General features: G+C 45.1%; 16 protein-coding genes and 2 pseudogenes. 16 read left to right on the top strand and 2 right to left on the bottom strand.

Annotated features, from left to right (window positions below; genetic code table 11):
- Nucleotides 1-16: 16 nt before the first annotated feature.
- The 9 genes and pseudogenes from BLT18_RS03800 to BLT18_RS03845 all read left to right on the top strand — a co-directional run bounded on the left by BLT18_RS03800 (nt 17) and on the right by BLT18_RS03845 (nt 6985).
- Nucleotides 17-439, top strand: a complete 423-nt coding sequence (locus BLT18_RS03800) for a TIGR03826 family flagellar region protein (RefSeq protein ID WP_091271399.1) — start codon at nt 17-19, stop codon at nt 437-439.
- 97 nt (nt 440-536) lie between these two features.
- Nucleotides 537-800, top strand: a complete 264-nt coding sequence (gene flgM, locus BLT18_RS03805) for a flagellar biosynthesis anti-sigma factor FlgM (protein ID WP_245705167.1) — start codon at nt 537-539, stop codon at nt 798-800.
- Nucleotides 801-1067: 267 nt separating this feature from the next.
- Complete coding sequence (locus tag BLT18_RS03810) at nt 1068-1559, top strand: flagellar protein FlgN (RefSeq protein ID WP_091271402.1); 492 nt, start codon at nt 1068-1070, stop codon at nt 1557-1559.
- Nucleotides 1560-1582: 23 nt separating this feature from the next.
- Complete coding sequence (gene flgK, locus BLT18_RS03815) at nt 1583-3472, top strand: flagellar hook-associated protein FlgK (RefSeq protein ID WP_091271404.1); 1890 nt, start codon at nt 1583-1585, stop codon at nt 3470-3472.
- A 32-nt stretch (nt 3473-3504) separates the two neighbouring features.
- Complete coding sequence (flgL, locus tag BLT18_RS03820; RefSeq protein WP_091271406.1) at nt 3505-4626, top strand: flagellar hook-associated protein FlgL; 1122 nt, start codon at nt 3505-3507, stop codon at nt 4624-4626.
- A gap of 68 nt (nt 4627-4694) precedes the next feature.
- A pseudogene (locus tag BLT18_RS18520) lies at nt 4695-5230 on the top strand (DUF6470 family protein).
- Between the two features lie 25 nt (nt 5231-5255).
- Complete coding sequence (gene fliW / locus BLT18_RS03835) at nt 5256-5726, top strand: flagellar assembly protein FliW (protein WP_091271412.1); 471 nt, start codon at nt 5256-5258, stop codon at nt 5724-5726.
- The gene (csrA, locus tag BLT18_RS03840) at nt 5720-5956 is read left to right on the top strand and encodes a carbon storage regulator CsrA (RefSeq protein WP_091271413.1); all 237 of its coding nucleotides are present in this window, start codon (nt 5720-5722) and stop codon (nt 5954-5956) included. Before fliW ends, csrA begins: the two co-directional genes overlap by 7 nt.
- A 330-nt stretch (nt 5957-6286) precedes the next feature.
- Nucleotides 6287-6985, top strand: a complete 699-nt coding sequence (locus BLT18_RS03845; protein ID WP_091271414.1) for a response regulator transcription factor — start codon at nt 6287-6289, stop codon at nt 6983-6985.
- On the opposite strand, the gene BLT18_RS03850 is transcribed toward BLT18_RS03845, so the two are convergent.
- The gene (locus BLT18_RS03850) at nt 6986-7465 is read right to left on the bottom strand and encodes a competence protein ComK (protein ID WP_091271415.1); all 480 of its coding nucleotides are present in this window, start codon (nt 7463-7465) and stop codon (nt 6986-6988) included.
- A 187-nt stretch (nt 7466-7652) separates the two neighbouring features.
- On the opposite strand from BLT18_RS03850, the pseudogene BLT18_RS03855 reads away from it, so the two are divergent.
- The 6 genes and pseudogenes from BLT18_RS03855 to fliD all read left to right on the top strand — a co-directional run.
- Nucleotides 7653-7799 (top strand): annotated as a pseudogene (locus BLT18_RS03855) (flagellin); the annotation flags it as partial.
- Between the two features lie 122 nt (nt 7800-7921).
- Nucleotides 7922-8293, top strand: coding sequence for a hypothetical protein (locus tag BLT18_RS03860; RefSeq protein WP_091271416.1), 372 nt, complete (start codon nt 7922-7924; stop codon nt 8291-8293).
- 18 nt (nt 8294-8311) lie between these two features.
- Nucleotides 8312-8512 carry a YjfB family protein gene (locus BLT18_RS03865; RefSeq protein ID WP_091271418.1) on the top strand — a complete coding sequence of 67 codons (201 nt, stop codon included), beginning with the start codon at nt 8312-8314 and terminating at the stop codon, nt 8510-8512.
- Between the two features lie 427 nt (nt 8513-8939).
- Complete coding sequence (locus tag BLT18_RS03875) at nt 8940-9173, top strand: hypothetical protein (protein WP_091271421.1); 234 nt, start codon at nt 8940-8942, stop codon at nt 9171-9173.
- 64 nt (nt 9174-9237) lie between these two features.
- Nucleotides 9238-9591, top strand: a complete 354-nt coding sequence (locus tag BLT18_RS03880; protein ID WP_091271422.1) for a flagellar protein FlaG — start codon at nt 9238-9240, stop codon at nt 9589-9591.
- A 27-nt stretch (nt 9592-9618) separates the two neighbouring features.
- On the top strand, nt 9619-11412 hold the full coding sequence (fliD, locus tag BLT18_RS03885; RefSeq protein WP_091271424.1) for a flagellar filament capping protein FliD: 1794 nt from the start codon (nt 9619-9621) through the stop codon (nt 11410-11412).
- A gap of 107 nt (nt 11413-11519) precedes the next feature.
- Here fliD and BLT18_RS18095 read toward each other — a convergent pair whose 3' ends face one another.
- Nucleotides 11520-11675 (bottom strand): hypothetical protein, encoded by a 156-nt coding sequence (locus BLT18_RS18095; RefSeq protein ID WP_175487361.1) that lies wholly within the window; start codon nt 11673-11675, stop codon nt 11520-11522.
- Between the two features lie 274 nt (nt 11676-11949).
- On the opposite strand from BLT18_RS18095, the gene BLT18_RS03890 reads away from it, so the two are divergent.
- On the top strand, nt 11950-13638 hold the full coding sequence (locus tag BLT18_RS03890) for a methyl-accepting chemotaxis protein (protein ID WP_091271426.1): 1689 nt from the start codon (nt 11950-11952) through the stop codon (nt 13636-13638).
- Nucleotides 13639-13689: the final 51 nt, after the last annotated feature.

Below are 13689 nucleotides of genomic sequence, written 5' to 3' on the forward strand. Positions count from 1 at the left end.
AGTGGAGGGAAAAAACATGGAACATTTAAAAAATTGCCCACGTTGTGGAAGATTGTTTGTCAAATCACTGCGTGCTATTTGTAATGACTGTCACCGAGCGATTGAAGAAAAGTTTCAAAAAGTGTATGCGTATATGCGCAAACAAAAAAACAGAAGTGCGACGATGATGCGGGTAGTAGAGGCAACAGGTGTGGAAAAAGAAGATATCAGCCAGTTTATTAAAGAAGGACGCTTGCATATTCAACAGTTCCCAAATCTTGAATATCCTTGTGAGTCATGTGGAAAAGGCATCCGCGCAGGCCGCATTTGTCAAGTGTGCAAAGACGATATCGAGAACGGCTTGAAAGCAGAAACGGTTGCCAAAGACCAAAAAGAACGGGAAGAACAAGAGAAAAAGCGCCATCTGACATATCAAACCTTACATGAGCGTTTAAAATGAGACCTTCGTACGGGTGAAAGCCGCCGCCTGCTTTCCGATATAATAGAAGAAAGACAACGACATGCGGCAGGTCTGCCTGTCCTAGTGGGAGGTGACTGTGTTGAAAATTAATCCTCTCGGATCATTCAACAACCCATATCAAAAGCAGAGTGCGTCTCAGCGTGCGAACGCAGCAGGTACAAATAAAACAGAACGTGATAAAGTCGAAATTTCACAAACGGCCAAACAAATGCAAAGCGGCGAAACCAACATCCGCCAAGAGAAAATTGATGCGTTAAAGCAAAAAGTCGAAGCAGGAACGCATCAAGTGGATGCTGAGAAAGCGGCGAAGAAATTTATGGACTTTTGGACCGGAAAATAATAGAGGAGGCTGCTTGCAATGACTGCTTCAAGCGAAGCTTTTGCAGGCAGCCGCCTTCTATGAAGATGGCTCGGTGACAGAATATTGCTACGATAATGTGATTGGCGGGCGCTTGCTGTGAGTGCAGTTTCTATTTTAAAACGAAATAAGCAGCTCATTGCACAAGAGACTTGGTTCTGTTTCTTTTGCAGGCACTGTCATGAATTTGTTTGATGCATAAGCAGCAATGGAACAGAGTCAGAAATAACAGAGAAAGCGGGGAACGTTATGTCGGTAAAAGCCATCCTGGAAACAATGGCTCTTCTTATTAAACAGCATCAAGAGTTAAACGTTCTATCTCGTGAGAAAACGGAATGGATAAAAAAGAATGATACCAAACAGCTCGTTGATGTATTAAAAAAAGAAAACAAACACATCCGCATGATGGAACAAACAGAAACACAGCGGCAGCAAGCAGTACGCACTTTTTTATACAACCATGGTGAAACCGAAAAAGAAGCGACGGTATCCTTGTTATTAACGTATGTATCAAAGGAGTATCACGACCTGCTCTTGCAGCTGCAGGAGCGGCTGCTTGCTGAAATGCAGAAGCTGCGCCAGCAGGAAACGCTGAACCGGGCATTAGTGGAAGAGTCGCTGCAATTTGTACATATGACGATGGATATGATTCAGCCGGACCCAGATGCGGTGCATTACCGTCCGCCAGGAGATGACGATAACAGGCAAAGTGGTTATTCCACATTTGATTCAAAAGCGTAAAACGAAAAACAGGGGGGAAATCGATGACTTCTACGTTCCATGGGCTTGAAACCGCCAGACGCGGAATGATGACCCAGCAGTCGGCTCTGCATACGACTGGCCATAACATTGCAAATGCGAATACTGATGGCTACACACGCCAGCGGGTAAACTTTGGCCAGACAGAACCATATCCCAATGCTGCCCGCAACGCGCCGCGCATGCCGGGACAAATTGGCACAGGAGTGGAAGCTGATTTTATTCAGCGGATTCGAGAAAATTATTTAGATATTCAATACCGCGGCGAGCAGGCGCAAGCCAATTATTGGGAAACGCGCCATGGGGAACTCGAGCGGATTGAAGACTTGATGAAGGAACCATCAAACGAAGGGATTGCTAATATGATGGATGAGTTTTGGGAGTCTCTTCAAGACTTATCGGTCAATCCGGAAGACTCCGGAGCTCGTTCGGTTGTGCGCCAGCGCGGCATCGCCTTAACTGAAACATTTAACTACGTCTCTGACTCCTTGCAGGCAAACAAACAAGACGTCCAACGGGAATTAAACACAACGAAAGACCAATTTAATTCCCTCACAAAGCGCATTCATGACATAAATGGACAAATTGCCCGCACCGAACCGCACGGGCAAATGCCAAATGATTTGTATGATGAGCGCGACCGTTTGATTGATGAACTGGCAGGACTCGTAAACATTGATGTGAAAAGAAATGAAAGCAAAGGCAACGCCGAAGCTGCGGCAGAAGGAACAGTGGATATTTACTTAGCGGATGAAGAAGGGAAGCGTCTGACGACATTGGTTGACGGGGAAAACAGTGATTTTAAGACGTTGGAGATCAGCGAGGGTGCGAGTGCAGAGGAGAATGGAGAAAAAGAACAGCATGCTTATATTAGTGAAGCTGTGCTTGATTGGGACGATGATAGAGGTAACGATGAAGAGAAAAATTTGGATTTAGATGACGGTGAAGAGCTTTCAGATATCGTATTTCAAGATTCTCCCGGGAAGTTAAAAGCATTGGTGGAAGCATACGGTTATCGAGAAGGCAGCAGTATGAAAGGAACATATCCGGAGATGATTGACAATTTAGACACAATGGTCAAAACATTTGCTGATCGCTTTAATGCAGTACATAAAAGCGGCTGGAATTTAAATGATGTTGCGGCTGGTGAAAAAGGCGATGGCATTGCTTTTTTCGCTTTTGACGGCACTGAAGGCAGCAAAGGCTATGCCAGTGCGCTGATGGTAAGCAGCGACATGAAAGGTGATTTGGATAACATTGCAGCTGCTTCCAATACAGAAGCTATGATGACAGTAACAGAGGGGAATGAAAAGCAGCCAGGTCCTCTTTTAACAGGGACGTATACGGGAGATAAAGACGAATTGTATATTCAATATAACAAAGATGGAGGATGGCAATATTCGTTTCAGAACCCCGAAGACAGCGAGAATTGGACGGATTTACCGGAAGAGGGGACAGTTGATGAGACTGAGCTTGCCATTCATACAGGTGGTTTGCAGCCAGAAGACGGAACCGTCTGGAACCATGACTTAAGCGATAGTACCGGAACACAGGCATATGCTGGAGATGGTTCGAATGCGTTGAATTTGTCACACGTAAAAGACGAGCTGCTGGGTTTTGATGGAAGTACGACTGACGTGCAAAGTTTCTATCAAGGAGTGGTCGGTGAAATGGCGGTTCACACCTCGGAAGCACAGCAGCAAATGAATAATACCGATCAACTGCGTGCCACTGTGGATCAGCGCCGTCAAGAAGTTAGCAGTGTGTCGCTGGATGAAGAAATGACCAACATGATTCAGTTCCAGCATGCCTATAACGCCGCAGCACGCAACATTACAATGATTGATGAAATGCTGGACCGTATTATTAACAACATGGGTGTGGTCGGCAGATAACAGGGAAAACGGCAGGAGAAAGGAGAAAAGTGATGCGAGTAACACAAACGATGTTAGCACAAAATTCACTGCGTCATTTGAGCCAAAGTTACGATCAGCTCGGCAGGCTACAAGACCAGCTGTCAACGGGGAAAAAGATTACACGTGCTTCACAAGACCCGGTGGCAGCAATGAATGGAATGCGCTATCGTTCGCAAAGCGCGGAAGTGCAGCAATTCCAGCGTAATTCAGGTGAAGTCTATAATTGGATGGAATCCTCCGATGACGCGCTGGATAAAGCAACACAAGCACTGCACCGCGTACGCGAATTAGCGACGCAAGCCGCCAATGATTCGTATGACGAGAACCAGCGCGCTAATATTGCCAAAGAAGTATCACAGTTATACGAACACCTCGTCTCGATGGCGAATACAAAGTCAAATGACAAGTACATTTTTAACGGCGCGGACACGACGAATCCACCTGTCGATCAAGACGGTTTAGATCTGTCTCTTTCTAGCATCGAAGACTTGCCGAATGACGAAAAGGAACAGCACAGTATTGCGTTTCGCGGCAATGTTTATCGTTATGAAGAAACAGATGGTGACGAAGTAACATTTAAAAATGAACATAATCACACAACAATCACGATAGACTTTGCTGGCGATGAGGCGGCAGTGAGTCATAAAAGTGAAGGTGATACGACAGAGTTAAGAGACAGAGACGTGGTGTTGGCTCGAAACGATGCAGTGTCTGCCGATAAGAAAGACGTGGAAATGGAGTTGCTGCAAGGAGTGACTATCCCGGTAAACGCCAATGCAGAAAACGTGTTTAGCAGTGCGTTATTTGGCGATGTGAAACGGCTTGAAAAGGCCTTAGAAGACCCAGAGGCAGATGGAGAAGAGCTGACAACGTTTATTGATACCATCGACCAGCACGTTGATAATATGGTCAATGAGCGCGCGGAAATGGGAGCGCGGTTAAACCGGGTGGAAATGATTGAAGAGCGCTTAGGCAGCCAAGAAGTTATTGCTGAGCGTATTATGTCTGAGAATGAAGATGCTGATATGGAAAAAGTTATCACCGATTTAATGAGCCAAGAAAATGTCCATCGCGCTGCACTTGGAGCCGGGGCGCGCATTATCCAGCCAACTTTGATGGACTTTTTGCGCTAGAGGAGAAACAGCTGATGAATATACCGATGGTAGAAATTACGATGACGCATGCAAAGCTTGGCATGAACATGTCACGACCTCCGCTTGAAATCAAGCAGCGTCCAGCAGACATCCATATCGAGCAAAACTTTCAACACACAGTGCATATCTCTACAGAATCCGCTTCTGTAAAGATTGACCAATCGGAAGCATTTGCCGATGCCAACATGATACACCCGTTTGACCGCTTGAAACAGTACGCCGAAAAGGGAAAGCAGGCGGCGTTAGAGTACGCCGCAAAAAAGCGCGTGAAGGCGAACGGTTAAAATCAATTGAAGATAACGGCGGGGGAGGGAGTGCTATTTCATCCATTGCGAAACAATACAGCCGCATGTTTGATCAGCAAATGGAATTAGGATTTATGCCAGAGCATGCGTTTAAAGTAAAGTTTGACGTGGAGCCGGGTAGTATCACTTTTGATGCCGACCGAGCGGAGGTGAATATCGATGTTCAGCCGCATAAACCCGATATTCATGCGCCCCGCTGGGAAGTTCAGCATTACATGCGCCAAAAACCGAGCATATCCTTTCACATAAGCGGAGAACAAGTGAACCGAACGCTTTAGAGAAAAAAGGAGGCAGCAGACAGCCGTGAAGCTACGCACGAAACATCTTGGAGAAGTAGAAGTTGAAGAGAGCGCCATATATACATTCGAGCAAGGCTTGCCCGCTTTTGAAGAGGAAACATCGTTTGTCTTATTGCCCTTTAGCAGTGACGACACCTTTTGGATGCTGCAGTCTATGCGTACACCAAAATTAGCACTGGTCATTGCAGATCCGTTTGTGTTTTTTCCAGATTACCGAGTCGAACTAACCGATGTTGTTATCGAACAGCTTGCGATTGAAAAAGAAGAAGATGTCGCGATTTTTTCAGTATTAACGCTGCAAGAGCCCTTTACGAATACGACTGCGAACTTGCAAGCACCAATTGTACTGAATGCTGCCGAAAAAAAGGGTAAGCAAATGGTAGGAACCGATACAGCTTTCAAAACAAAGCATCCGCTGTTTCCACGTGATCAGAAACAAGCTGCCACTGAAGCGAAAGGAGGCAGCTCATGTTAGTACTGACTCGCAAAACGAACGAATCAATTACAATCGGTGATGATATCGAAATAAAAATTATCGCTGTTGACGGGGATCAAGTAAAAATCGGCATTGATGCGCCGAAACATATCGATATTCATCGCAAAGAGGTTTATCTTGATATTCAACAAGAAAACCATGAAGCGGCTGGAGGCGGAAACTTGGATATTATTGAACAACTGTCACATGTGTTGAAAAAGAAGAGTTGAAGAAAAACACGCCATTTTTGTGCCTTTTTTCCTAGATTGATTGAAAAGGTTGCCACAAACCCTTCTGATAGAGCGACGAAAATTTTCCTAGTTCGGGACAAAAGCAACAAGACAAATCCCACAATCTAGCAATGTCCTATTTTGAAGCAGGTACTCTCGTTCCTTGTTTCTTGAGTAGAGCAAAGGTAAAATTTAGAAAGGTTTTCCTTATAAAGCAAATGCGTAAGGTTGTATCCTGCAAAGGTAGCATGAGATATTCAAAGCTTTACAGGGATGAGGAATGGATAAAGCGAAAGTAATGCATTCAGGTCGCTTCAGGAGGAATACATAATGGCAAATAGATATCATAACGAAGCCAAGCACCGGCTTCCGATTCTTCTTTTAGACACCGAGGGGAATGTGTCACAAGAAGGAATGTCAAAAGCGGCTCAAAAAGCGGTCGTGGAAACAGCAGTAGACCAATTGCGGGCGCTGTTTGAAAAAGGGTTGAAAAAAGATACGATCTATTATGCATGTTGTGACAAACAAACAGTAATGCCGGTAGCCGAAAAACTCAAATACATGTCTTCGTATTTCAGGCTTGCTGTTAATATCTCATCGTGTGAAAAAGAACTGATGGACAAACTGTTTTCCAATGTTGTCTCGATGGTATTTGCAGCTGATCGCGACCGCGAAAAGTGGCTCGATCATTGGCAGCGGTCGCAGTCATTTCTGGCCTACATTGATCCTCTCTTTCAGCCGCATTTCATGGAGAAGTACCGTACGCTCCATCAACAACGAGTGGAGGAGAAGGTACAAGAATTACAACTAGATATGGAAAAAGCACGACATACGTTATCTGAAGCGGAAGTAAGAATATTTGAAAAAATGCTGGAAGGAAAAAGCAACCGAAAAATCGCCGAAGAAAGCTTTCTTGCGGTCGCCACCGTCAACAACCACGTGAGCCATTTAACGAAAAAAATGGGCGCCAATGACCGTACCCATACGATTAAAAAAGCAATCGAATATGGCTGGGTAGATATTCAGTAATTAAGACGAAGGAGAAAAAAAGATAGAAAATGCTTCCCACGCCCGCATCTTTTGCAGCCGCAAGCTGTACGCCGACACATCGATATGTAATTGCTGTCCGTCTAAAAATGTAATCTCAGAATGAAGATGATTTTTTGGATGGGACGCAATTGTTTTAATATGGTAAGGAAACAGCCAAAAGCAGTTGTGAAGACGCGGGGAATGCGTAGGCATCGCACCAATTTTTTGAAACACATTCATCGGCACCGGAACCTTCCGCTTCACTCCGGTTCGATAACGAACAGCATCTTTTCTGCCTTCATAACTTGCTCCGCCAAGCAGGCATCCTTCTGAAATAATATCCATTGCTGAATCTTTCACGACAAGCACATCTTCATTTCGTTCATACACCTTGCTTTGCCCATCCATCTCAAACGCCGGTCCAACCGCCATCGTCCGCGTCGACACGACATAATCATTTTCGTACATAAACTTCTCCATACGTTTCCCCCCTGTATGAATATCACAACTAGTTCTTTGTTTTGTTTAGATGATAGACGCGCGTCAAAAGAACTAGTTTTCGAGATTATTATACACAAAATAAAGGTCATTGGTTGTTAATTTTTGGTTAAATATGTAAATGTTACGAAAAGAGCGGTGAGGACTCCTTTAGAGCGAACAACACATATCAGCTGCGGAATCCCGTATCCGTGACGTGGACATGGCGGAAGAAATGGTAGAAATGACTCGTTCCAACATCCTTTCTCAAGCTTCCCAGTCTGTGCTCGCTCAAGCCAACCAGCGTCCGCAACCGGTTTTACAGTTACTTGGATAATTTCATCCTTCGTCATACAGGCTCCAGTGAAAACTGGAGTCTTGTTTATGTGTACATTAAAGATTTAATGGATACAGTCGATATGAAGGGTACAATCTACCGATAGAAAGCAGGGAAGCGTGATGGAGAAACAACTTCCGGTGATGGAACACATATTAAATTTATCCGAAACGATGGGAGAAGGGCTTCAACATATTGCTCGGCTGTTTCATGAAGGGAAGTTTGAGAACGGCTTGCCGTTGTTTGAAGATGTCATTCAGGCGTTTACAACGATTGAGCAATCCTTTGCTTCTCTTTCAAGTAACATGGAAGCGTTAGGTATCGTACAGGAGGAACAGGAAAAGTTTCGCACAGCTCTCGATTACATTGTGACGCAGATGGAAAGCGGTGCACATGAGCAGAGCAAAGAAGTGCTGCATTTTACAGTGCTTCCACGCTGGCGCAAGTGGAAGGGGGCTTTGGAGGCAGCATTTCGTAGTTTTCTCGTATCTTAAGCAAAAGGAGGTGACGTAATGGATATCGGAGCAATGTCGATGGCGCTTAACCAGGGACAGGTGAAACAGCAGGCATCGATGTCTGTGATGAAACAAGCGGTGGACCAAGGTGAGCAGCAAGGCGAATTTGTAAACAAAATGCTCGATATATCTGGTACGAAAGCAGTGCAGCAAGCAGCCGAGCCCCATAAAGGCAGCAGCATTGATGTATCTTTATAGTTCTTTTTCTATTCATGATGGTAAGACTTCAGCGGACGCTGAAGTCTTTTTTAACAGGAAGTATAAAAGTTTGGCGTTTTCATTGTCCAGTGCAAGCGCCCGGCTGATCGAGGTTTCTTCCCTTTTGGCTCCAGTCCGCAGGCAGCCCTGCGCGTTTATAGGATTGTCTCCTAAGTGCACCCCCATCCTTTGGGAACGGAGGTGCGGGCACGTCCTGTACTTGGCAGAACCTGTCACGGGCTCCCAGGAAGGGAGTGAGTTCGGCGTTGCCACAGGACATGACGCTCTCAGCCAAACTTCCTTCTTTCAGGGCACTTGCGCTTTTTTGGTATATAGGCAGCAAGTCACGTTTTTTTCTAGACACTGAAAAAGGGGATGGAGCGGCCGATATAAAAGAAAAGGATTGTGTACTGAAGGAGCAGAAACCATGGGAGAAGCGAAAGTATTTTGTGAAGACTGCGGTGCGTTAACACCGAATATGGGAGCGAATCTTTGTGCCGATTGTTATCTGCGCTATCGTGATGATTACGTTACAGTACGGAATTACGTCAAGCAAAAACAAGCGCCGACTGTGCTCGAAGCAAGTACAACAACAGGTGTGTCGGTGCGGCGTATTCAAAAAATGGTGCGCGAGCGCATGATTTCTATCAAAGAAGCATGATCATCGAGACGTGCCAGCGTTTGTGTTGATGAAAAAATAAACCTATGGGAATGGAGGATGGGAGATGGGTTTTTCCATATCTGTAGATGCTTCTTATGCGGCAGTGGCAGGCATTTCTTCTGACGGGAATGGGAAAGATCGTTCGATGGCGGGAAGCGTGAAGCATATGCATCAACAGGATGCGGCTGTGTTCGATAGAAAAGCATTGCAACAACAGATCAATGAGATAAATGACAGACTGGAGGCAAGCTTTGTTGATTTGAAATTTCAGGTGCATGAAGAGCTCGACCGCGTCTATGTGCAGGTGCTTGAACGTGAAAGTGAGGAAGTTATTCGGGAGGTGCCTCCGAAACAGTTTTTGGACATTGCTGCCGCGATGTTGCAGCAGGTTGGCATGTTGGTGGATGAAACGATTTAACAGCAGCATACAGGAGGGAGCAGAGCGATGGAAATAAGTAATAGGGTGACCGGATTTGCTTCGGGAATGGACATTAATCAGCAAGTACGCGATTTGATGCGGGTAGAGCGTCAGCCGCTTATCAAGATGGAACAAGAGTCGCTGCGTTTGCAGTATGAAATGGACGGATACCGCGAAATGAACCGCAGCTATCAATCGTTTAGCGACTCTATTTTTGACGGGATTATCCGGCGTTCCAATACGAGTGCTAAAGAAGCCGTCAGTTCCAATGAAAGTTTAGTCTCTGTGAGTGCTTCGGCTAATGCCGAAGGAAGTTATCAGATTTCAAACGTGGACAATCTGGCCAGTGCAGCGATGAATCGAAGTCAAGATGCGGCAGGAAATGCGCAAGCAGTGACTGGCGATAACGGAGACCCTCTTGATCGAAACGGATCGCTGTGGAGCCAGTTGGAAAATACGCTCGCTTGGGATGAAACAACGGTTAATGAAACGGTTGAAGTGTCAGCAGGAGACACGGCCGTCAACTTAGAACACGGCGCAATATCTGGATTTCCGGCGGAAGTGGCTGTGAACGGTGAAAATTATACCGTTGTGGCCAATGAAGAGGATTTGGCGGAAGGTACTGTCTATTTAAATGAGGCAGAAGGAACGCTGCAGTTTAACGAAAGGCTTACAGAGGATGCGCAGCTGGATGTAGAGTACACGTATAACGAGTTTACATTTGGGATTGAAACGTATAATGAAGATGGTGAAGCCATAACAGAAGAGTTTACTTTTAGCGGTTCGGCGACGTTAGATGATGTGATGGACAGCATCAATGCATCTGAGGCCGGCGTGAATGCGTTTTATGATGAGTTTAGTGGTCAATTTTCGATCACGCGCAGTGAGACGGGGGAGTTCAACCCTAATGAGACAGGATTTGAAATGTCATTTTCTGGTGCTTTCATGAGTGATGTTTTGCATTTGGATAAGGCAAATGAAACCGCTGGAGAAAATGCAAGTTTTACGCTGAATGGCATTGAAACCGAGCGCCGGTCTAACCAGTTCACCGAAAACGGAGTGGAGTTTACCTTAAACGATACATTTTCCGACTCTTCTGTGAGTGTTTCTGTGAATCCAAACACTGAACAGGTAAAAGAAACGGTTATGGATTTTGTGGAAGAATACAATAAAATGATTGATACAACAAATGAAAAGTTGAATGAAGAGTATTACCGTGATTATCCACCGCTTACTGAAGAACAGCGCGGTGAAATGAGCGAGCGGGAGATTGAGTTATGGGAAGAGCGGTCACAAAGCGGTTATCTTCGTAATGACGATATTTTATCACGCGGGCTTGAGACGGTGCGCCGTAATATGTATGATGACGTCGCAACCGGAGAGAACGCTGCGTTTTCTCATCTTACAGAAATCGGTATTACGACGACGAGTGACTATATGGATGGCGGGAAGTTAGAGGTGGATGAAACGCGTCTTGAAGAGGCGATTCAAGAAGATTCGGAAGCGGTGTATCAGTTGTTTTCTGGTGATGGAGATACCTACGAGGAGAAAGGTGTTGCCCGTCGCGTTCGTGAGTCACTCGATGGCGTGATGGATCAAATTTCCGGACGTGCCGGCGGACCGACGACAGTGTCTCCGGATCAATTTACGATTGGCCGTGAAATGAATGACCTTGATGATCAAATGAGCAATTTCGAGCGCCGTTTGCAGCAAATCGAAGAGCGTTATTGGGATCAGTTTACCCGCATGGAACAGGCGATTGCTGAAGCGAACGCCCAAGCACAGCAGATGCAGCAGCAGTTTTCGAGCTTAATGGGATAACACGATGAAAGAAGGGAGCGATTCTGCCGCTCTCTTTTTTTTTGGCTTTTCCATACCATAAACGCAACCAACCCTGCCAGAAGCGCGGCAGGGCTGCTATGTATATATTATTTCTGTTTGCTGGCTGTCAGAACACCTTCTTGATAGCCGTCTTCGTATCCTTGTTCATAACTCGTATCAATCATGCCTTCGATCACTTTGACTTGTTCTGGGGTGAGTATATGGAAAAAGTGAGGATACGCATGGATGTCGGTTCGTTTCATGTTTTCTGTTCAACTCCTATTATCTATCCTGTTTACCGATATATACCCATATGTACAGCACATTAATCATACGATTTATGTGACTTTCGATGCGCTGTCAGGAAGGTGTTCATAACAAGAAACTCCGCTGGTCAAACAAAAGCGATGAATGTCATGTGATAAAATACTTATATTAATACTAATTTTTAGAAAAAGACTGAAACTTTTAGAATGGACGCCGATATTATGAAAAAGCTGCTTTGCTTATGGAGATAAAACAGAAAGGGGATGCCGTATGAAACGCATGCAGTGGAAGCATCTAAGTTTAAAAGCAAAAATGCTAGTGACGTTTTTTATTGTTGCGTTACTGATGTGTGTTGGTGGCGCATTTATTTATATGGAAATGGACAAGGCCTCGAATCAAGTAGAAGCGCTGGAAAGAAGAAGCGACCGCGCGATGATGACGACAGAAATTGGGTCGCTGATTCGTCATAAATACATATTGGTGAGTGACTATGGCCGGGGCAGTGTGTTTGATGAACAAACGTACCAGCAGCTGGATGAACGTTTAAATGATTATTTTGCGCAATTAGAGAACCGCATGAACACAGAGATGCAGCAGACGCTGTATCAAGTGATTACTTCACAGAATGCACGGTTTAATACCATTGTTGAAGAAACATTGAGTGCTGAAAATGACAATAGTACGACGCAATTTGTTTCGCTCGATCAAATACGAAAACAAATGCTCGGAAATGTGGAAGAGTTAACGACGATGGTTTCAGAACAAGCGGAGACAGCTGGCAGTGAGGCATTATTAAGTGTCGAAGGGGCCAAAACAATGTTTTTTATCAGCTTTGGCATCGCGGTATTAAGTGGCGCTGTGTTGTTTTATTTCTTTGCAAGCCGCATCAGCCGCCAGCTGCGCCATGTCGTGACGCTAGCGAAAAAGGTCAGTGCAGGCGATTTAACAGTAGAAAAAGCAGCGCCGAAAGGAAAGGATGAAATTGGCCAGCTGCAGCAAGCAATGAATACAATGGTCGATGGATTGAGCGGACTGATGAACAAAATTTCCCAAACGTCTGAGCAGCTGGCGTCAAGTTCCAATCAGCTGACAGCCAGTTCAGATGAAAACAGCAAAGCCTCTACAACCATTAGTGAGTCCATTCAAGAATTGGCATCTGGCATTGATACTCAATCTACCAATGTTCAAGCCAATCAGCAGATTGTAAATGAATTGAATGAAGGAATAGGGGGTATTGCTAAAGCAATGGAAACCGTTCACCAGACAGCAATGCAGACGTCTGAACGTGCATCTAATGGAAACGAAGTGGTAGAGCGGACCGTATCACAAATGACCGATATTAACCAGCAGACAAAAGTAACGTCTGAGGTAATTCAACAGCTTGACAGTAAGTCTGAAAAAATTAATTCAATTGTTTCGTTGATTACCGATATCGCAGATCAGACGAATTTGCTTGCATTGAATGCGGCGATTGAAGCAGCACGAGCGGGTGAAAACGGTAAAGGTTTTGCTGTAGTAGCTGATGAAGTCCGGTCTCTTGCTGAACAGTCCACCTCCTCGGCCGGACAGATTAGCGAACTTATTCGTGACATTCAACAGGATATTTCTCAGTCAGTGGAATATATGAGTGAAAATCGGAAGCAGGCAGAAAGCGGTTTGCACGAGGTACAGCAAGCAGGAGAAGCATTTAATGATATTACTGAAAGCGTACAGCGTATTACAGAACAAACAGAAACTGTTTCCGCGTCAGTGGAGCAGTTAACTGCCAGCACCCAAGAAATGGTGTCTAGAATTGATGAGTCTGTTGGTGTTTCACTGCGTGCTGCTGATTATTCCCAAGACGTTGCAGCATCAGCAGAAGAGAGCAATGCTTCGATGCAAGAAGTCGCGGCATCAGCAGAAGCGCTGTCGGGTATGGCGGAAGAATTGCAGGAGTCGACTCGCCATTTCAAAGTGTAAATGGCAAAAAAGGAGCAGGCGCTCCTTTTTTTCTTTTATATTCGATCGTTT

Origin of the sequence: Alteribacillus persepolensis, from assembly GCF_900099605.1 — a bacterium.
In the GTDB taxonomy this organism is placed as follows: Bacteria; Bacillota; Bacilli; order Bacillales; family Marinococcaceae; genus Alteribacillus; species Alteribacillus persepolensis.

Coding starts and splice junctions, on each gene's coding strand:
- BLT18_RS03800 (WP_091271399.1), top strand. CDS start 17: ATGGAACATTTAAAAAATTGCCCACGTTGTGGAAGATTGTTTGTCAAA.
- BLT18_RS03810 (WP_091271402.1), top strand. CDS start 1,068: ATGTCGGTAAAAGCCATCCTGGAAACAATGGCTCTTCTTATTAAACAG.
- flgK (WP_091271404.1), top strand. CDS start 1,583: ATGACTTCTACGTTCCATGGGCTTGAAACCGCCAGACGCGGAATGATG.
- flgL (WP_091271406.1), top strand. CDS start 3,505: ATGCGAGTAACACAAACGATGTTAGCACAAAATTCACTGCGTCATTTG.
- csrA (WP_091271413.1), top strand. CDS start 5,720: ATGTTAGTACTGACTCGCAAAACGAACGAATCAATTACAATCGGTGAT.
- BLT18_RS03845 (WP_091271414.1), top strand. CDS start 6,287: ATGGCAAATAGATATCATAACGAAGCCAAGCACCGGCTTCCGATTCTT.
- BLT18_RS03850 (WP_091271415.1), bottom strand. CDS start 7,465: ATGGAGAAGTTTATGTACGAAAATGATTATGTCGTGTCGACGCGGACG.
- BLT18_RS03860 (WP_091271416.1), top strand. CDS start 7,922: ATGGAGAAACAACTTCCGGTGATGGAACACATATTAAATTTATCCGAA.
- BLT18_RS03865 (WP_091271418.1), top strand. CDS start 8,312: ATGGATATCGGAGCAATGTCGATGGCGCTTAACCAGGGACAGGTGAAA.
- BLT18_RS03875 (WP_091271421.1), top strand. CDS start 8,940: ATGGGAGAAGCGAAAGTATTTTGTGAAGACTGCGGTGCGTTAACACCG.
- BLT18_RS03880 (WP_091271422.1), top strand. CDS start 9,238: ATGGGTTTTTCCATATCTGTAGATGCTTCTTATGCGGCAGTGGCAGGC.
- fliD (WP_091271424.1), top strand. CDS start 9,619: ATGGAAATAAGTAATAGGGTGACCGGATTTGCTTCGGGAATGGACATT.
- BLT18_RS18095 (WP_175487361.1), bottom strand. CDS start 11,675: ATGAAACGAACCGACATCCATGCGTATCCTCACTTTTTCCATATACTC.
- BLT18_RS03890 (WP_091271426.1), top strand. CDS start 11,950: ATGAAACGCATGCAGTGGAAGCATCTAAGTTTAAAAGCAAAAATGCTA.